We start from the raw sequence: 18,153 nt of genomic DNA on the forward strand, positions 1-18,153 counted from the left end.
CTCGGTCACCGAGAGGACGCGCGAGATCGGCATCCGCCTGGCGGTCGGCGCGCGGTCGAGCGACATCCTCATCCAGTTTCTGACCGAGTCCGTCGTGCTCAGCCTGCTCGGCGGCTCGATCGGCATCCTGCTCGCATACGTCCTCACCCTCGTCCTGAACAACGTGGTGGGCATGACGACCATCATGCAGCCCGGTGTCGTGGCGATCGCGTTCGGCTTCGCTGCGGCGATCGGTGTCTTCTTCGGGTACTACCCGGCCCGGAAGGCGGCCATGCTCAATCCGATCGACGCCGTCCGGTACGAGTAGACGTGCGCGCCGCCCGGCTCCCGGCCGGTGCGGCGGTCCTCCTGCGTCGGAGAGTCGGAACGGCTTCTTGATGTGACCGGCGAGCCGGCCCGACTACTCCCCAGGGCGGGCGGTCCGCTCCGCGCAGCGGGCCGTCCGTTCCCTGTCTTGGTCCTCTTCGACGCCGCTCACTGTTGCCGTTCCGGTCTCCGTCGGGTATAGTGTGGGTCAGGCGGCGGCTCGTGCGAAGCCGCCGCTTCCGTGACGTCCCTCGCGTTCGCTTTCTTTGAGAGTCGCCATGCAGAGACGCCGATCCGGCGGACACTTCGTACAGGTCCAGACTACGTTCGACGACCGCGACGAGGCGCTCGCCCTGGTGCGGGCTGCCGTCGGGCGGCGACTCGCGGCGTGCGGACAGGTCGTCGGGCCGATCGAGAGCGTCTATCACTGGCGGGGCGCCGTCGAGGAGGCCCAGGAGTGGCTCTGTCTTCTGAAGACGACGCGGGAGCTCGCAGTGTCGCTCACGCTCTTCATCGAGACGGAGCACTCGTACGAGGTGCCGGAGGTGATCGTCGTACCGGTTCTCGAGACCTCCGATGCCTACGGGGAGTGGATCGATGAAGAGACAAGCGCTTGACGCGGCCGCGGTGCTCGCGCTGGTCGCGGCTGTTCTTCTGATCTCCGGGACCGCATTCGCCCAGGATCCTCCGGCCGCCGCACGCAGGGGGAACCGCTACGGTCGCGTGGGCTCCGAGATCTGGATCGAGGCGCCGCGCGTCACCTTTGCGACAGGCGGCGGCTACAGGAACGGCGCCGGGTTGAACGACGACTACGCCGTCGACATCGATCTCGGGACCGGGGTCGGCTTCGGCTTCGGCATCTTCTTCGCCATCTCGGACAACCTGCTGTTCGAGGGGCGTATGCTCCAGAGCACGCACAGTGTCGGAGCCCTCGGCGACACGCCGGAGCGCAACTGGGACCTCGATCAGGCGTTCGTCGGCGTGAGATACATCTTCAGGTACGACGAGCCCATCCAGCCGTCCATCGGCGTCGGGGGACTCAGGAACTCACTCGAGTGGGACCCGGGGGCCGACGACCCGGGGGAGTTCATCCGTCTGACTGGTTTCGGCGGATACGCATCCTTCGGACTCGACTACATCATCTCGCGCCGCTGGGTGCTCCTCTTCCGCGCGGAATATGCGATCATGAGCTACGGCAATGCGCTCTACGGCACTGACGACATAGAGCTCGACTCATCGCTCGAGGGCAACGATCTCGGCGTGTCGATCGGGCTCTCCTACAGAATTCCCATGTGGTAGACGCGGCGGCGCGCTCAGAGGCGGCTTCGGCGGGACAGGCCGCCGCTCGCGGTCGTGCGAGGCGAAGGGAGGACGGATGGCGTTTCGCGCCACAGCGAAGTGGATCGACGATTTCAGGTTCGAGGCCTGGGACGGTGACGGCAGGCACATGAAGATGGACGCGAGCGAGGTCGCGGGCGGTCAGGGCGACGGCTTCCGTCCGGCGGAACTCCCCCTCATCGGGCTCCTGGGATGCACCGGCATCGACACGATCGAGATCCTGAAGAAGATGCGGCAGCCCGTCGAAGGCCTTGAACTGAGCGTCGAGTCCGGGAAGGCGGAGGGGAAGCCACCCACCGGCTACGACGGGATCCGAATCGCGTACAGCTTCACGGGAGAGGGCCTTGACGCAAAGAAAGTCGAGCAGGCCGTCAGGCTGTCCGAGGAGAAGTACTGCACAGTCGGGACCGCACTCTCGGCCGGCACGACCATTACCCACACGATCACGATCAACGGCGAAAAGCTCTGATGTGAGGAGCGGCGAATGAAGGACAGGCTCGAGCAGACGGTCAAGCGGTTCGCGTCTCAGTGCGACTACTTCGAGGTCCATCTCGAGGAGACCGAGGAGACGCGGGTGCAGTTCCAGGGCAAGAAGCTGTCGGACGTCGGCAGCACGATCGACTTCGGAGGCAACGTCCGTGCGCTGGTCAGGGGCGGCTGGGGGTTCGCGTCGTTCAACAGCCTCGACCGCATCGACGAGTTCGCGGAGAACGCCGTCGCGCAGGCGAAGCTGGTCGGGACGGAGGAGAGCTCGCTGGCCGAGGTCGAACCGGTCGTCGACGAGGTGAAGCTCGACCTCAGGAGCGATCCGAGGGAGGTGACCCTCGAGGACAAGGTCGCCATCATGCGGGCCTACAACGAGCGGGCCCTGTCGCACGACGAACGGATCGTCAACACGGCGACGAGGTACTTCGACCGCTTCAGGAAGTTCTGGTTCCTCTCGAGCGAGGGAGCCTCGATCTACCAGGAGCGCATCGACCTGGGCGGCGTCGTGGCGCCGATCGCGGTGAAGGACGGCGACACGCAGATGTTCTTCGCTCCGTTCGGCACAAGCGACGACTTCGACGTCGTCCGGGGGCTCGAGGACGACGTCGACGAGGCCTGCCTGATCGCGCTCGACAAGCTCGAGGCCCCGAAGGTCAAGGGCGGCGAGTACACGGTCATCCTCGACCCCAGACTCGCAGGCACCTTCATCCACGAGGCCTTCGGGCATCTCTCCGAGGCAGACAACGTGTACGAGGACAAGGACCTACAGAAGCTGATGGTGCTCGGGCGGGAGTTCGGGGGCGAGCTCCTCAACGTCTACGACACCGGGCTCGACAAGGGGGTTCGCGGCTACCTCGTCTACGACGACGAGGGCGTGCCGACGGAGAGGACCTACCTCATCCGCGAAGGCAAACTTGTCGGTCGCCTGCACTCGAGGGAGACCGCCGGCAAGATGGACGAACGCCCGACGGGGAACGCCCGCGCCATCGACTACAGGTTCGCGCCCATCTGCCGTATGCGCAACACGTGCATCGATCAGGGGACGACGTCGTTCGACGACATGATCGCCGACATCGACCTCGGCGTCTACTGCGTGGCCGCACAGGGCGGTCAGACCAACGGGGAGATGTTCACGTTCTCCTCGGCGAACGCCTACATGATCCGGGACGGGAAGCTCGCCGAGATGGTCCGCGACGCGACACTGACCGGAAACGTCTTCTCGACGTTGAAGAACATCGACGCCGTCGGCGACGATCTGGCGACGCACGACGGCCCGGGCGGCTGCGGCAAGGGAGGGCAGTTCCCGCTGCAGACGAGCCACGGATCGCCGCACATTCGCATCAGGAACGTCGTGATCGGAGGTGAGTAGCGTGAAGGAGATCATCGAGAAGGCGGCCGCGCGTGGTGCGACGAGCTCGGAGGTCTTCCTTCTGTCGTCGCTCACGACCTCCGTCGATTTCGAGACATCGAGACTGAAGAACATCTCGACCACCGAGGAGACCGGAGCCGCTCTGCGCCTGGTAGCCGACGGTCGCGTCGGGTTCGCGACGACGACGCGTCTCGACGACATCGACCGGCTCGTCGACAACGCGATGGCAACGGCTGCGCTCGGCGAGAGTCCCGAGCACGCGTTCGCGGGTCCCGCCTCTCTCACGAGTCCCTCGATCGACGATCCCGCCGTCAGAGAACTGTCGCTCGAGGAGATGGTGGAGACGGCTGGGCGCGCCGTCGAGAAGGTCAAGTCCTACGAACAGCAGATGAACGTCGAGACGACGACGACCCGTGATCTTCAGAAGGTCACCGTCCTGACGTCCGAGGGGTTTGAAGGGAGTTTTGAGAGGACGGTCTACGAGCACGGCGTCGGGGGGAGGCTCATCGAGGGCGAGAACCTCCTGCACGTCTGGGAGCACCACGCCGGGTCGACGGCGTCGTTCGATCACGACGCGATGGCCGACGAGGTCATCGAGATGACGAAGAAGGGACGGGTCAACGCCCCGGTCTCGACCGGACCGACGACCGTCATCCTGACCCCGAGAGCTCTGATCGACGTTCTGATGACGCTCCATCTGGGGCTGAACGGCTCTGTCGTCGAGCGGGGCATATCGCCGCTGTCGGACAAGCTGGGAGAGACGGTCTTCGACGAGCGGATCACGATCGTCGACGACGGACTCATGGACGGGGGGTTCGGCTCGGCGCCGTTCGACGACGAGGGGACGTCGATGTCGAGGACGCCGCTTGTCGAGAACGGGCGCGTCGTCAGCTACTTCACCGACCGCAGGTCGGCCGAGCGTCTCGAGCACCCCGCGACGGGCAACGGCTTGAGGGTCAAACGGCTCGTTCAGACCAAGCAGCTCTCCAAGTCGCCGGCGCCCGAGATCACCAACTGGGTGATCCCGGCGGGCGAGAAGCCGCTCGATGAACTGATCGACGGTGTCAAGGACGGTGTCATGGTCGACAGCATCATGGGGATCCTGATGAGCAACCTCATGGCCGGCGACTTCTCCGGCAACATCGCGCTCGGCTTCCGACTGAAGAACGGCAAGCTCGTCGGGCGCGTGAAGGACGCCATGATCGCGGGCAACGTCTACAGACTTCTGAAGGACCGCGTCGTCGCCCTCTCGAGCGACGTGAAGCGCGTCGGGCTTCTCGGCGGGATCGGAAGCCACGAGCTTCCTTACGTCGTTCTGAAGGACGTTGCGATCTCGACGAAGAGCGCGTAGCGGAGCAGCCGGGCGAAGAAGAGGTACAGGAACCGAACACGACAGCGGGGCGTCCCTCCAGGGGACGCCCCGCGTCTTCGTTCGGCCCGGCGCCGTCAGTCGCTCGAGTACCCCAGTCTCCGGAGAAGCTGGCCCGCGATCCTCTCCTCGGGCGGCGTCAGCGGTCTCGGTTCGATCCTCGCAGTGCGGCGCGCCATCTGCTCGGATGCGAAGCGACTGACCGATTCGTCCGGCTCGAGGCCGAGGAAGCTGATGATCCTGTCGAGCGTTCCGACCGGTTCGTCGAGAAGCTCGGCGTAGGTGAGCTCGAGGGAGCGTCCCTCAACGCCTTTGAGGAATGCGAGGGCCGCGTCGACCGACACGCGCCACTCGAGGAGTCCCTTGAGGAAGTCGGTCGAGCAGAGGTCCGGCAACTCCCTGCAGTCGTCGCGGGCCCTGCAGTACTCCACGAGCCGGGCCCACTTGTAGTCGCCGTCGCCGTACCAGGCATCGTCGTCGGCCATCCGTTCGATCGACCGGGCGACCTCGAGGCCGTTCCTCAGGATGTGGATGTACCTGGCGTCGGGGAAGATCGCGTCGACGAACGACAGACGGAAGTTGTTGGCCGGGAGCTTCTCCGTCAGGACCGGAGCGTCCAGGGCTCTCGTCTCGCAGTAGAAGAGGTCGTGCAGGCGGCGGGAGCGCGTGGGGTCCGTATCCGAGCGGTCCAGATCAAGCCGCCCGCCGTGGTCGGTCGCTCTCGGGGACCAGATGTCGGTCTCGGGATACGCCGCGGCCCAGAGATGTCTGGGTTCGTTGAGGTAGGCGATGTCCCTGTGCCGGCCCAGGGCACTGCCGAGCACGGTCGTCCCCGACCGGCCGCACCCTATGATGAAGGCCGGGCGCTCTATCGTGTGGTGGGCTCCGAGCGCCGCGGCAGAGCGGCAGAGCCTGCGTCTGAGGGTCACCGCCATACCGCGGGGCGGCGTCCGTCCACCTGGCATTCCACGCTTCCCTGATGAGGTCCGAACCACGATTCTAACCCGGTGCAGGGTGTAGCCTCAAGCTCCAACCCGCTTGACCCCGAGCCGGAACGTGGTAACGTATCGCCGATACTCGTCGGACGAGAGACACATTCACGCCCTCGTCGGAGGGACGCCCAGGAGGCCTTCATGAGAAGAATGCCGGCCGTCGCTCTGCTCTCCGTCGCGCTCCTCTGCGTCCTCTCGGCGCCGTCCCGCGCCAAGGACTACTGGTTCCCCGAGGTGGACATCGAGGTGACCGTCGGCGAGGACGGGAGCTTCGAGTTCCGGGAGGAACGCACCTACGCCTTCGACGGGGACTTCTCCTATGCCTTCTATCAGGTCGAAAAGCAGCGGCTCGCCGGTCGGGGCGAGGTCGAGATCACGGACTTCGTCGTCAGCGAGGACGGTGCTCCGCTCGACAGACGCCCCGGTTCGGAGATCGACCGCGACCGCGTGCCGGGAACGTACTGGGTCGACTATGATTACGAAGGGGACTCGGTCTACGCGAAGTGGTACTACCGCGCGGAGGACGAGCGACGGACCTTCGTCATCTCGTATGTCGTCCACGACGCGGTGACGGTCTTCGACGATCACGCTCAGCTCTACTGGAAGTTCATCGCCGGGAACTGGCACGTACCGACGCGGCGCGTCACGGGGACGATCCACCTGCCGGAGGGAGCAGAGCAGGACGAGGTCAGGGCGTGGCTGCACGCCGTCCTCACGAGCGAGTACGAGATCGTCGACAGCAGAACGGTCCGGTTCGAGGTCGACAACCTTCCCTCGAAGCAGTTCGTCGAGCTGCGGGTTCTCTTCCCGCCCGAGCTGGTGCCCGAAGCATCGGAGCGGATCTCGGGGGAGATCTGGGACAGGGTGTACCAGGAGGAGTCTCGTTGGGTCGAGGAAGCGAACGCCCGACGCCGCCGTGCTCAGCAGGCTCTCGAGGAGCTCGACCGCCGTCGACGCTTGGCGCTCCCGCTCGCGGTCGCCGCAGCGGCGGTGACGCTCCTCGTCTGGGCCGGGCTCTTCATGCGGTACGGCCGCGAGCACAGGGTTCGGTTCCAGGGGGAGTACTTCCGCGACCTGCCGTCGGACCGCCCGCCCGCCGAGGTCGGGTATCTGATGCGCTCCGGGTCTGTCAACGCGGCCGACATGGTCGCGACCATCATGGACCTGGCGCGCCGCGGCTACTTCGCCATCCGTGAGGAACAGCAGACAGACAGGAGCTTCCTCGAGAAGCTCGGCGGCACGCCCGAGTTCGACTACGTCATCGAGTGGAAGAAGCAGGACCTCGTCGAGCTCAACGATTACGAGAAGGGGCTTGTCGTCTTTCTCTTCTCGTCGACGGCGGCCGAAGGGAACGAGCTCTCCCTGCACGCATTCAAGAAGGACGCGCAGAAGCACTCCACCGAGTTCCACCGGTGGTTCATGAAGTGGCGGAAGAAGGTCGTCAAGCACGCGAAGAGCGAGGGGCTGCTCGAGAAGAAGAGCTCGATGATGATGGTCGTCTCGATGGTGGTCGGTTTCCTCTGCATCATGGCGGGAGGAGCGATCGCCTTCTATGCAGAGTCGCCGGTCGGTCTCATCGCCACGCTGGCCGGGTTCGTCGTCATCCCGCTCTCGGCGCTCATCAAGCGGCGGAGCCCCGAGGCAGGGCTCGAGTTCAAGAAATGGCGGGCGCTCAAGCGCTATCTCCAGCACTTCTCGAGACTCGAGGAGGCTCCACCTCAGTCGCTGGTTCTCTGGGAACACTTCCTCGTCTACGCCGTGTCGTTCGGGGTCGCCAAGGAGGTCCTCAAGCAGCTCGATCAGTATCTGCCAGACATGGAGCGGGCCGCCGGCAGGACGTTCGCGGCGGGTTGGTACGCGGCCGCGGCCGGCCGGGGCGCCGGTGATCTCGGCGGTGGGTTGACCGGCCTCGCCGAGGGCATGTCCGGCATGGTCGCTGTCGCCGGAAGCGCGATGAGCACCGCGAGCGGTACTGGCGGCGGAGGCACCGGCGGCGGTGGTGGTGGCGGCGGCGGTGGCGGCGGCGGCGCCGGCTGATCGGAGTCACCCGTGGAAGGACCGCCCGAGTACCGCGAGCTGGAGCACACGGCCGACGTCGGCTTTGAACTCGAGGCGACGTCAGAGACCGGAGCCTTCGAGGCCGCCGCCCTGGCCATGTTCGATCTCATGGTCGAACTCGACGGCGTGCGTCCGCGCGAGGTCCGCACCATCCGCGCGACCGGGACGACGGGTGACCGGGAGAACCTGCTGATTCGCTGGTTGACGGAGCTTCTCTACCTCTACGAGGCCGACCGCTTCGCTGTCGGTGCGGTCACGGTCACGAGCCTCGGTGCGCGGGAGATCGCCGCCTCCGTGACCGGCGAGCCGATCGACCCCGCACGTCACACCCTCCGGTCCGAGATCAAGGCCGCCACATATCACGATCTCGAACTCAGCGAACGCGGGGGACGGTGGAGGGTCCGCATCATCTTCGATACCTAGCGGCCGCCCAGGGCCAACACGTGAGAGGGGGAGACGTGACGTCTTCAGATGTGGGCCTCAGACAACGTGACGACTCCTCGTGGGAGATCCCACGCACCGGTCGGATGCGGGTACCCGGGCTCATCTACGCGGACGAACGCCTCATGCGCCACATCCGCACCGAGCGGAGCCCGCAGCAGGTCGCGAACGTCGCGCATCTGCCCGGCATCGTCGGCCGGTCGATGGCCATGCCCGACATTCACTGGGGCTACGGCTTTCCGATCGGCGGCGTCGCAGCGACCGACCCGGCAGAGGGCGGCGTCGTCTCACCGGGGGGCGTCGGGTACGACATCAACTGCGGCGTCCGACTTGTGACCTCGACGATGCACGCGCCGGAGGTCAGGGAGCGCATCGGCGAGCTGGTCGACAGGCTGTTCCGGGATGTGCCTTCTGGCGTCGGGTCGAGCGGCGCCATCGGGAAGCTCTCCCGGCGGGAGCTCGAGCGCGTCGCCGCCGAGGGAGCCGCGTGGGCCGTGGCGCGCGGCTACGGAACGGAGCAGGACCTCGAGCGCACGGAGGAGCGGGGGCGACTCCCCGGCGCCGATCCCTCGACGCTCAGCGACCGGGCGGTGAAGCGCGGCCTCGACCAGGTCGGCACGCTGGGGTCTGGGAACCACTTCCTTGAGATCGGCGTTGTCGACGAGATCTACGAGCAGTCCGCGGCACAGCGCTTCGGTCTCGAGCCCGACAGCGTGACGCTCATGGTGCACTCCGGGTCACGCGGGTTCGGGTATCAGGTCTGCGACGACTCGCTGGAGGTCATGCAGCGGGCGGTCTCGCAGTACGGCATCGAACTGCCGGACCGGCAGCTCGCCTGCGCGCCGGTCGAGTCGCCCGAGGGCGGCCGGTATCTCAGCGCGATGGCGTGCGCCGCGAACTACGCGTGGGCCAATCGCCAGGTGATGATGGTGCTGGCCATGCGCGCCGTGGCATCCGAGATGGGAGCGTCTCCCGAGGACCTGGGTCTCACCCTGCTCTACGACGTATGTCACAACATCGCGAAGCTCGAACGGCACGTCGTCGACGGTGAGAAGCGCACACTCTGCGTGCACAGGAAGGGCGCGACGCGGGCGTTCCCGCCTGGTCACGACGCCGTTCCGAGCGCGTTCCGCGACATCGGTCAACCCGTGCTGATCCCCGGGGACATGGGTCGCCATTCGTTCGTCTGCGCCGGTACCGAGACCGCGTACAGAGAGACGTTCGGGAGCACCTGTCACGGCGCGGGGCGCGTGCTCTCACGTTCGAAAGCGAGAAAGACCTCGGGCCGGAATCTCGAGGAGGAGCTGGCACGGATGGGCGTGACGGTCCGCGCGACGGGGAAGCGCACGCTCGCGGAGGAGATGCCGCACGCCTACAAGGACGTCGCCGACGTCGTCGACGTCGTCGAGCGGGCGGGGCTGGCCGTCAAGGTCGCCCGGCTCAAGCCCATCGGTGTGGTGAAGGGGTAGCGGGGGCATGTCGTGAAGAACCTGGAGATCGCCGGCATCTTCGAGCATCTGGCCGACGTCATCGAGATCAAGGGGGGCGAGCCCTTCCGCGTGAATGCCTACCGGCGCGCCGCCCGCGTCCTGAGCGACCTCCCGGAGGACATCGCGGCCGTCGCCGAGGAGGGACGGCTGACGGAGCTCGCGGGCGTCGGGAAGGGGACGGCGGCCAAGATCGAGGAGTATCTCGAGACGGGAGCGGTCTCCGCGTACGATCAAGAGATGAAGGGCGTGCCCGAGGGGCTGCTCGAGCTTCTCGCGATCCCCGGTCTCGGCCCCAAGACGATCGGCCTCCTCTGGCGCGAGCTCGACGTCCGTTCGGTCAAGGGACTGCGCCGGGAGCTCAGGCGCGGCTCGATTCCAACTCTGCCCGGCATGGGCGCGAAGAAGGCCGAGAACATCGCCGCGGGCCTCAGGGCCTATGCGTCGCGTTCGGGAAGGTCGACCCTCGGTTCGATCCTCCCCACGGCCGAGGCCATACTCACGGATCTTCGAGGGCACGACGCCGTGCTCGCGGCGGACCTGGCGGGGTCGGTCCGGCGGAGACGGGAGACGATCGGCGACATCGATGTGCTGGCGGCGAGCAACCGCCCCGGGGAGGTCATCGAAGCGTTCACGGAGCTCTCCTGCGTCGAGGAGGTTCTCGCCTCCGGTGAGACGAAGGCGAGCGCGCGCGTCGAGGGAGCGCTGCAGGTCGACCTCCGCGTCGTCGAGCCGGCGTCCTACGGTGCGGCGCTTCTCTACTTCACGGGTTCCAGGGACCACAACGTGCATCTGAGAGGTCTCGCGCAGGAGCGCGGCGCCAGACTGAATGAGTACGGCCTCACGAAGGGCGGCCGGAAGCTGGCAGGCCGCACGGAGGAGGCCGTCTACCACAAGCTGGGACTCGCGTACATCCCGCCGGAGCTCAGGGAGGACCGCGGCGAGATCGAGGCCGCGGCGGAGGGGGAGCTTCCCGACCTCCTGACAGTCGACGTCCTTCGGGGCGACCTCCACGTTCACTCCGACTGGAGCGACGGACTCGCCGGCATCGAGACGGTCGCCCGGGCGGCGAAGTCACGCGGGTACTCCTACGTGGCCATCACGGACCACAGCCATTCGCTGGGCGTGGCGAACGGGCTGTCGGTCGAGCGCCTCCGGAAGCAGAGGAAGGAGATCGAGAGGGTCAACCGCTCCGTCAAGGGGATCAGGGTGCTCGCCGGCACCGAGGTCGACATCCTCTCCGACGGGACGATCGACTTCCCGGACGAGGAACTCGCGCGCCTCGACGTCGTGGTCGCTTCGATCCACAGCGGCTTCCGGCAACCCGAGGACAGGATCACGAAGCGGATGGTGGCGGCGTGCGGGAACCCCCACGTCGACATCATCGCGCACCCGACCGGCAGGCTGCTCGAGCACCGTGAGCCGTACGCCGTCGACCTCGAACGCGTGATGGCCGCCGCGGCCGAGACAGGAACGGCGCTCGAGATCAACGCGCATCACGAGCGTCTGGACCTCAACGACGTCAACGCGCGGCGGGCCGTGCAGATGGGCGCGTCCCTCGTCATCAACACGGATGCACACAACACGGACCAGCTCTGGTCGATCGAACTCGGTGTCGCGACCGCCCGTCGGGGCTGGGTCGAGTCCGGGGACGTCCTGAACACGCTCACACCGGCGAAACTCCTGAAGCGGCTGTCGGACGGCCGAGCGTCCGCCTGACTCCCCAGGACAGACCAGGACCGTCGTGCGGCGTCCGGGGAGGACGCCCTGGAGATGCCCTTGCTGTGGCACACATCTGGCATATGAACCGTTCCCGGCCATGCGCTTCGGACTAACCCTTGACGTACCGGGGCGATTGTGCTAGCATTGGAGTAGAAAGGGACAGTACAATCAGCTATCACATATCCGGACAAGGCATGAAGGGACGGTACCGCGTGAAGACGATGAAAGTGCTTGTCACAGGAATCACAGCCATCCTGCTTGGCGCATGCATGGTCGGACCGCTTCAGGCGGCGACGGCCTGCGGCGCGACGGGAGTGGCGGTTGAGAACGACAACGGGTCGTTCACCTACACGATCACGCTCGAGTGGGATTTCGCCGGGGTGGTGGTGCCGGAGCGGGTCGTCCTCACGCTCGAGAACCTCGTTGACTGCGAGTACTACGATCCGGACATCCCGATCCAGGCCAAGTACGTCCAGCCGGGGCTCGGAACGTCGTTGGCGGCCGAGGGCTGCCTCGATGTGACCGGAGCGCCGTGTGAGGAGATCAACTGGGTCGGCAGGATCGCGCTCGAGGATCCCGACTGCTGGGTGCCCATGATCCACATCGCGTGGCTCAACGACGGCGACACGCCCGACTGCGAACCCCTGACCGCCGACACCGGCGAGTTCCAGTTCGTGTCGTACGGTGCGCCGCTTCCCGTCTACGACTACTACGGGGCCATTCTCATCCGGGCCGGCGACTACTGCATCGAGTGTGACTACACAGGCCCGCTGCCCGACTGCAACATGTGGTCGCCCGTCGAGGCCCACAGCTGGGGCACCATCAAGTCGCTCTACCGGTAGACGGAGACGACCCGACATACAGGCAAACAAACGGGGGAGTTCCCACGCAGGGAACTCCCCCGTTCCTCTTCGTATCTCCCGCCTCGCGCTCCCGTGCCGGGAGACGTTCGCGGGCTGCACGCCGCGTCACAGGACCTTCCCGCTACATCGACCGCAGCAGCTCGATCCGCTTCTGCGGTGGCGGATGGGTCGAGAAGAGGTTGTTGAGCGCGTTCTTGTGCTCGCGGAGCGGGTTGACGATGTAGAGGTGCGCCGTCGCCTTGTTCGCGGCCTCGAGCGGCTTCGGGTCGAGGGCGATCTTCTCGAGCGCGCTGGCCAGGCCCTCCGGGTACCGGGTCAGCCTGGCGCCGTTGGCGTCGGCGAGGAACTCGCGGCGCCTCGACAGCGCGAGCCGCATGAGCTGCGCGATGATCGGGGAGAGGATCGCCAGAACGACGGCGACGAGCATGATGATCGCGCCCGCCTGCCCGCCCGTGTTCCTGCGCCGTCTCCCTCCGAAGATGAAGCTCCGGAGCATCCAGTCGCTCACGAGGGCGACGACTCCGACCAGCACGGCGGTGATCGTCATGAGCAGCGTGTCGTAGTCGGCGACGTGCGACATCTCGTGCGCGATGACGCCCTCGAGCTCTACCCTGTTCAGCTTCTCGAGAAGCCCGGTGGTCACGGCGATGACAGCGTGCTCCGGATCGCGCCCGGTCGCGAACGCGTTCGGCGCGTCGTCCTCGATGACGTACACGCGCGGCATCGGGAGACCGGCCGCGATGGCCAGTCCCTCGACCGTGTTGTAGAGGAAGGGGAACTCGGACTTCTCAGCGGGACGGGCCTTGCTGATGGCGAGGACCAGCTTGTCGCTGTGGTAGTAGCTGCCGATGGCGGCGGCGCCGGCGATGACCGCGGCGAGCGCCGTGCCCCAGTGTCCCCAGACGGTCGTCCGTCCGAAGATCCAGCCGAGAAAGACCACGAACGCGACGAAGACCGCGACGATGATCCCCGACCGGATCCTGTTGCTCGATATCTGATCCCACATCGCTGGATTCCAGGCATCGTGTTGCGTGTCCCGGGCGACCTACCGGATGAGCGTCGTGAGTCCGGCCAGCAGCAGGAGAACGGCCGGGACGACGAGGTTTGGTGGACGGCCCTCCTCGACGAGCCGCCTGCGCCCCCAGAAGAGCGCCAGGCCGGCGAGGAAGTAGACGATCGCGAGAATGATCCTGACTGCGAGGAGCATGGTTGCCTCCGAGTCTGACGTCCGCTCTGCTTCGAGTCCCGGCCCGGCGGTCGTTCGGTCGACCGGGACGGCGTCAGTCGCACGGTCGATCTAGGACGAGAAGTCGACGCTGACGGGACCTCGCTCGCTCTCCTCCACGGCGAAGTACTCCCGCTCGGCGAAACCGAACATGTTCGCGACGATGTTGGAGGGGAACTTCTCTCTCATGTTGTCGTACGTCAGCACCGAATCGTTGTAGAACTGCCTGGCGTAGGCGATCTTGCTCTCCGTCCCCGAGAGCTCCTCCTGCAGCATCATGAAGTTCTGGTTCGCCTTGAGCTCGGGGTAGTTCTCCGCGACGGCGAAGAGCGACTTCAGCGCGCCGGTCAGCATGTTGTTCGCCTCGGCCTGGTCTCGGACGCCCTCGGCGTGCATGAGCGCCGAGCGGGCCTCCGTGACGCGTTGGAAGACTTCCTTCTCATGAGCGGCGTAGCCCTTGACCGTCTCGACGAGGTTCGGGATCAGGTCAGCGCGCCGCTTGAGCTGGACGTCGATCTGGGACCACGCGTTCTCGATGCGGTTCCTGAGAACGACGAGGCGGTTGTATGTCATGATCAGGAAGCCGACGACGACAACGATGATCGCAACGAGTATGAGCATCTTGATATCTCCCTTCACCTGCCTCGAGTCCGGCCCGGCCGGTCCCTCAGCCCTCCGACAGTGGCAACACCCTGGGCCCCGCCGCGCTGGAGCTCAAGATCACGCTATATAATGTCCCGCCCGGCCGCCGCAGTCAACGGTCTCCTGGGGCTCTTGACGCGCCTCACCCGCCGGATATACGATTCCTCGGTCCACATTTCTCCGAGGGAATCCACCAGGGAGGAGCGATGGCTGCGACGTTCAGCGTGCGAACGCCGGGGAGGACCTCGTTCGTCAACGTGACGACCGAGGTGCGCGAGGCCGTGCGCGAGCTCGGTGTCACGAACGGCGCGGTGCTCGTCTACGTTCCGCACACCACCGCGGCGGTCACGATCAACGAGAGCGCCGACCCCGATGTCGCCGCCGACATCGACGCCGCTCTCTCACGCATCGTGCCGCACTCCGGCCCCTACCGCCACGCCGAGGGGAACTCTGACGGACACATCAAGTCGAGCATCGTCGGGTGTTCCGAGACGCTTCTCGTCGAAGACGGCGACCTCGTCCTCGGCACGTGGCAGGGCGTCTTTTTCTGCGAGTTCGACGGACCGAGAACACGCACGGTACATGTCGGCGTCCTGCGCGAGGGATAGCGGGACAGGGTCGAGGGAGGAGGGACCATGCGGCGTTTCAGTATCGTTGTCACCGTCCTCGTCGCGCTTCTGTCGTTGAACGCGGCGGCCGAGGCGGACGAGGTGACGGAGGCCATCGCGAAGGCGGAGGAGGCGTACGCCGCCGAGAACTACAAGGACGCGAGCACCGAACTCCAGAATGCGCTCGTCGGGGTTCACAGGATCCTCATCGAACTCATCCAGGCTCAGCTGCCGGAGGCACCCTCGGGGTGGACGGTGGACGATCCCGAGGGCATGGACGCGAGCGCCTTCGGAATGGGCTTCTTCGCGAACCTGATGGTGTCGCGGACCTACTACCCGCCGGGCGGCTCGTCGATCGAGGTCTCGATCGCGGCCAACTCGCCGCTCATCGGGGCGCTTCAGGCGTTCGTGTCGAACCCGATGATGGCCGCCATGTCGGGCGGGGAGATGAAGAAGTCGGAGATCTGCGGGAACGATGCGATCGAGGAGTTCAGCGAGGAGAACGATGAGGCATCGATCAACATCCTCGCCGGGCGGTCGACCCTGATCGCGGTCGAGGGCGATGGTTACGCCGATGAGGACCACGTGCGGACGCTCGCCGGTATGATCGACTGCGCGGGAATCGTGGAGCTCGTCGAATAGGACGGCTCACCGACGGCGCGGAAGCGCCGTCGAGGGGGCCCTTGGAGATCGTCAGCGCGCCTCCCGCTCGTCGCGGGGGGCGCGTCGCTTCGTGTGGCGCCAGATAAGCCACGCCGCCCATACACCGATGGCGACGGTCGTAAGAAGCCCCGCCTCGGGACCGTAGGATCCGCCGGTCAGGCGCGACTCGGACTCGAGCTCCGTGATCTCGAGCATCCCGTGGATCGGCAGCCCGCTCACCGGCAGTGAGTAGACGTAGCCCAGCAGGAAGTTCCACGCGAAGTGAAAGCCGATCGGCATCCAGAGCGTCCGGGTCCTCAGGTAGACCGCGGCGAGCAGGGCGCCGATGAGCGCCGTGTTGAGTATCCCCATGGGATCGGCGCCCGGGTTGGCCGAGTGGAGCAGAGCGAAGACGAGACTCGAGATGATGATCGCGGCCACCTTGCTGCCGCGGTCCTCGATCGCCTGCAGCACGTATCCCCGGAACATCAGCTCCTCGTAGAGGCCGACGGCGAGAAACGCCACGACAGCACCCAGCAGATACGCCGCGACCGGCGTCCCGTCCGGCGCGGGTCGCGCGAACCCCTCCACCCTGATGCCGCCCGTCGTCCACGAGAACACGAAGATGATCGTGAGGATGACGAAGGCGAGCGCGCACCCCCTCGCGAAGTCGGCGCCCGCGCCCGGTCGCCACGAGATCCCGAGGTCCGTGAGCGGCCGCTTGTCGAAGACCCGGAGGAAGAGCCACGTGTAGAGGATGCTGAAGAGCCCCGTACCGATCGCGATCGGCAGGAGCCACGGCGCGATCATCTCGAGGATCTCGTCGATCGACATCGTCGGGGACGTCATCTGGATGTCCGGTTCCGGGATGACGCCGAGCCCGATCAAAAGCCCCGCACCGATGGCGACGGCGACCGAGAGCGCGATCGCCACGGCGAAGTAGCCGACGACGAAGAGGATGACCCTCACGTACGGGTTGATCGTCGAGTGGGAACGCACTGCTGATGCCTCCGTCAGTCCTGTTCGCGGAAGATGTTCTTCAGACTGCCCCAGGAGATCGACAGACGGCCGGCCGGCGGCATGAACGGGTCGACGTCCTCCCACTGCCGGATCTCCCACAGCGTGTCGCCGGTCGCGACGAGCGCGACGGGGTCGACCTGGAGCGAGAATCGAGCCCCGACGGTCGTCGTGTAGACGGCCGTCGTCCCGCCGGAGACGTGCACGAGGAGCTCAACGTCCTCGTCGTACTGCCAGCCCGAGGGGTCGCCCGGCTCCGGCCCCGGGATCTCGCCGGGCGTCCCGAAGGTCGTGAGCGACAGGTCGACGGAGTCGACGCCCGCGGCGTCGCCGAACATCGCGCGGTGGATCTGCTCCTCCGTGGCGCGGTCCCATGAGTTCGGGAGGTCCGGGTTCCCGATGCACTCGTCCTCGTTGAGGAAGAAGACGAAGCTCTCCGAGAGGCAGTCGACGAATGCGTCGGCGTCCTCCGCCTCGTAAGCCATGACGAGCTTCGCCAGGACGCCCTCGGGCGTCCCCCGGCTTGGGTAGTCGTCGTCTTCTCCCGGTCCCGTCGACGAGCTCGAGCACCCCGCTGCGAGGGCCAGCCCGACGATGAGAGCCGCCAACCGGAGTGGAGCTCTTCGCATCGCAACCTCCCGTCCTGTCGACGCCGCATCCCGTGGCGACCATCATACACGAAGAACGAGGCCGGCGCACGCGCCGGCCTCGCATCACTCGTTGAATCCTCTGCTACAGGTCAGCAAAGAGAAGTTTGAGGTGGCTCCAGCTGGCGTTCTCGACCCGGACTCCTTTCCTGCCCTCATGAGGCAGAACATGGCTTCCGGCGGAGCCGCCACAGACGGTCCCGTTGTCGTCTCCGTGTTTCCAGGGGTCGATGTCCTCCCACTCGATGATCTCGTAGAGGGGCTCGCCTTCCGTCCCTGTCTCGCCGGGGTCGATGGCCAGCGTGAAGCGCTGGTCGCAGTCGGCCCAGTACTGAAGGTCGTTTGTGCAGAACGCCATGACATCGGCGCTCATGCTGAGGACCCAGCGGTCGTCCCCGGTGTTCAGCGTGTCGTCGCCGGCGGAATAGGTCGAGTCGATCATCACCAGCGTGACGCGCATCTGAAGAACGGTATCGCCCTGGTCGAACTCGAAGCCGCGGAACATCCTGCGGTGGACCGTATCCTCCATGCTCCGAGACCAAGCGTCCGGAATGATGGAGTCGTCGTCACAAGCCGAGGCCGAGAGATGAAATGCAAAGCTGTCCGCGAGGCAGTCGGCGAACCGCTCGAAGTCCATGTCCTCGTAGGCCGTCGCGAGCTGCTGCACGACCAGCCCGGGGGACGTTCTCTCCTGCTCGCCCTCAGCCTCACCGGGGCCCGTGGATGTGCTGCTGCAGCCGGCAAGGAGAGCGGCCGCGGCCAGGGCGGCCAGGAGCGTGCACGTTCTTCGTCTCACGGTCCCTCCACTCAGCGGTACATGGCCTTGAGCGTGCCCCACGTGGTTTCCTCAGTGCGCCCTGAACTGGCGGCCAGGTCCTCCCAGCGGACGATCTCGTAGAGCGTCTCGCCGTCGGGGCCCGTATCATCCTGGTCGATGCGGA

General features: G+C 66.3%; 20 protein-coding genes. 13 read left to right on the forward strand and 7 right to left on the reverse strand.

The features are described from left to right. The 6 genes from GF405_03560 to GF405_03585 form a co-directional block, all read left to right on the forward strand. A partial coding sequence (locus GF405_03560) for an FtsX-like permease family protein (GenBank protein ID MBD3367240.1) occupies positions 1-307 on the forward strand: 307 nt, incomplete at its 5' end. Positions 308-584: 277 nt separating this feature from the next. Next, positions 585-923 carry a divalent cation tolerance protein CutA gene (locus GF405_03565; GenBank protein MBD3367241.1) on the forward strand — a complete coding sequence of 113 codons (339 nt, stop codon included), beginning with the start codon at positions 585-587 and terminating at the stop codon, positions 921-923. After that, complete coding sequence (locus tag GF405_03570; protein ID MBD3367242.1) at positions 883-1,605, forward strand: outer membrane beta-barrel protein; 723 nt, start codon at positions 883-885, stop codon at positions 1,603-1,605. The genes GF405_03565 and GF405_03570 overlap by 41 nt, the downstream gene beginning before the upstream one ends. A 76-nt stretch (positions 1,606-1,681) precedes the next feature. After that, the gene (locus GF405_03575) at positions 1,682-2,113 is read left to right on the forward strand and encodes an OsmC family peroxiredoxin (GenBank protein ID MBD3367243.1); all 432 of its coding nucleotides are present in this window, start codon (positions 1,682-1,684) and stop codon (positions 2,111-2,113) included. A 15-nt stretch (positions 2,114-2,128) separates the two neighbouring features. Further along, complete coding sequence (locus GF405_03580) at positions 2,129-3,499, forward strand: hypothetical protein (protein ID MBD3367244.1); 1,371 nt, start codon at positions 2,129-2,131, stop codon at positions 3,497-3,499. Next, positions 3,492-4,850: a hypothetical protein gene (locus GF405_03585; protein MBD3367245.1), complete on the forward strand. Its 1,359-nt coding sequence runs from the start codon at positions 3,492-3,494 to the stop codon at positions 4,848-4,850. The genes GF405_03580 and GF405_03585 overlap by 8 nt, the downstream gene beginning before the upstream one ends. Before the next feature lie 95 nt (positions 4,851-4,945). Here GF405_03585 and GF405_03590 read toward each other — a convergent pair whose 3' ends face one another. Continuing rightward, positions 4,946-5,833, reverse strand: coding sequence for a hypothetical protein (locus GF405_03590; GenBank protein ID MBD3367246.1), 888 nt, complete (start codon positions 5,831-5,833; stop codon positions 4,946-4,948). Between the two features lie 168 nt (positions 5,834-6,001). Between GF405_03590 and GF405_03595 the strand changes: the two genes are divergently transcribed. The 5 genes from GF405_03595 (at position 6,002) to GF405_03615 (ending at position 12,410) form a co-directional block, all read left to right on the forward strand. Further along, complete coding sequence (locus GF405_03595; protein ID MBD3367247.1) at positions 6,002-7,897, forward strand: DUF2207 domain-containing protein; 1,896 nt, start codon at positions 6,002-6,004, stop codon at positions 7,895-7,897. A 12-nt stretch (positions 7,898-7,909) separates the two neighbouring features. After that, the gene (locus GF405_03600) at positions 7,910-8,341 is read left to right on the forward strand and encodes an archease (GenBank protein ID MBD3367248.1); all 432 of its coding nucleotides are present in this window, start codon (positions 7,910-7,912) and stop codon (positions 8,339-8,341) included. Positions 8,342-8,445: 104 nt separating this feature from the next. Next, positions 8,446-9,828, forward strand: coding sequence for an RNA-splicing ligase RtcB (locus GF405_03605; GenBank protein MBD3367249.1), 1,383 nt, complete (start codon positions 8,446-8,448; stop codon positions 9,826-9,828). Positions 9,829-9,840: 12 nt separating this feature from the next. After that, entirely contained in the window at positions 9,841-11,565 is a 1,725-nt protein-coding gene (gene polX, locus GF405_03610; protein ID MBD3367250.1) for a DNA polymerase/3'-5' exonuclease PolX, read from the forward strand. Positions 11,566-11,780: 215 nt separating this feature from the next. After that, a complete protein-coding gene (locus tag GF405_03615) occupies positions 11,781-12,410 on the forward strand; it encodes a hypothetical protein (GenBank protein ID MBD3367251.1) in 630 nt (209 codons plus the stop codon). Between the two features lie 142 nt (positions 12,411-12,552). Here the strand turns inward: GF405_03615 and GF405_03620 are convergent, their stop codons facing one another. The 3 genes from GF405_03620 to GF405_03630 all read right to left on the reverse strand — a co-directional run bounded on the left by GF405_03620 (position 12,553) and on the right by GF405_03630 (position 14,277). Next, positions 12,553-13,437 carry a M48 family metalloprotease gene (locus GF405_03620; GenBank protein MBD3367252.1) on the reverse strand — a complete coding sequence of 295 codons (885 nt, stop codon included), beginning with the start codon at positions 13,435-13,437 and terminating at the stop codon, positions 12,553-12,555. Positions 13,438-13,476: 39 nt separating this feature from the next. Then, positions 13,477-13,638, reverse strand: a complete 162-nt coding sequence (locus tag GF405_03625) for a hypothetical protein (GenBank protein ID MBD3367253.1) — start codon at positions 13,636-13,638, stop codon at positions 13,477-13,479. A 90-nt stretch (positions 13,639-13,728) separates the two neighbouring features. After that, the gene (locus GF405_03630; protein MBD3367254.1) at positions 13,729-14,277 is read right to left on the reverse strand and encodes a LemA family protein; all 549 of its coding nucleotides are present in this window, start codon (positions 14,275-14,277) and stop codon (positions 13,729-13,731) included. A 227-nt stretch (positions 14,278-14,504) separates the two neighbouring features. Here GF405_03630 and GF405_03635 point away from each other — a divergent pair, with 227 nt between their 5' ends. Together GF405_03635 and GF405_03640 are read left to right on the forward strand one after the other, a co-directional pair. Next, positions 14,505-14,906: a YjbQ family protein gene (locus GF405_03635; protein ID MBD3367255.1), complete on the forward strand. Its 402-nt coding sequence runs from the start codon at positions 14,505-14,507 to the stop codon at positions 14,904-14,906. A gap of 27 nt (positions 14,907-14,933) precedes the next feature. Further along, on the forward strand, positions 14,934-15,548 hold the full coding sequence (locus GF405_03640; protein ID MBD3367256.1) for a hypothetical protein: 615 nt from the start codon (positions 14,934-14,936) through the stop codon (positions 15,546-15,548). A gap of 51 nt (positions 15,549-15,599) precedes the next feature. On the opposite strand, the gene GF405_03645 is transcribed toward GF405_03640, so the two are convergent. The 3 genes from GF405_03645 to GF405_03655 form a co-directional block, all read right to left on the reverse strand. Further along, complete coding sequence (locus GF405_03645; GenBank protein ID MBD3367257.1) at positions 15,600-16,547, reverse strand: CPBP family intramembrane metalloprotease; 948 nt, start codon at positions 16,545-16,547, stop codon at positions 15,600-15,602. A gap of 14 nt (positions 16,548-16,561) precedes the next feature. Further along, a complete protein-coding gene (locus GF405_03650) occupies positions 16,562-17,194 on the reverse strand; it encodes a hypothetical protein (protein ID MBD3367258.1) in 633 nt (210 codons plus the stop codon). A 103-nt stretch (positions 17,195-17,297) separates the two neighbouring features. Further along, positions 17,298-18,008: a hypothetical protein gene (locus tag GF405_03655; GenBank protein ID MBD3367259.1), complete on the reverse strand. Its 711-nt coding sequence runs from the start codon at positions 18,006-18,008 to the stop codon at positions 17,298-17,300. Positions 18,009-18,153 lie beyond the last annotated feature (145 nt).

This window comes from Candidatus Effluviviaceae Genus V sp., from assembly GCA_014728125.1.
Lineage (GTDB): Bacteria > Joyebacterota > Joyebacteria > Joyebacterales > Joyebacteraceae > WJMD01.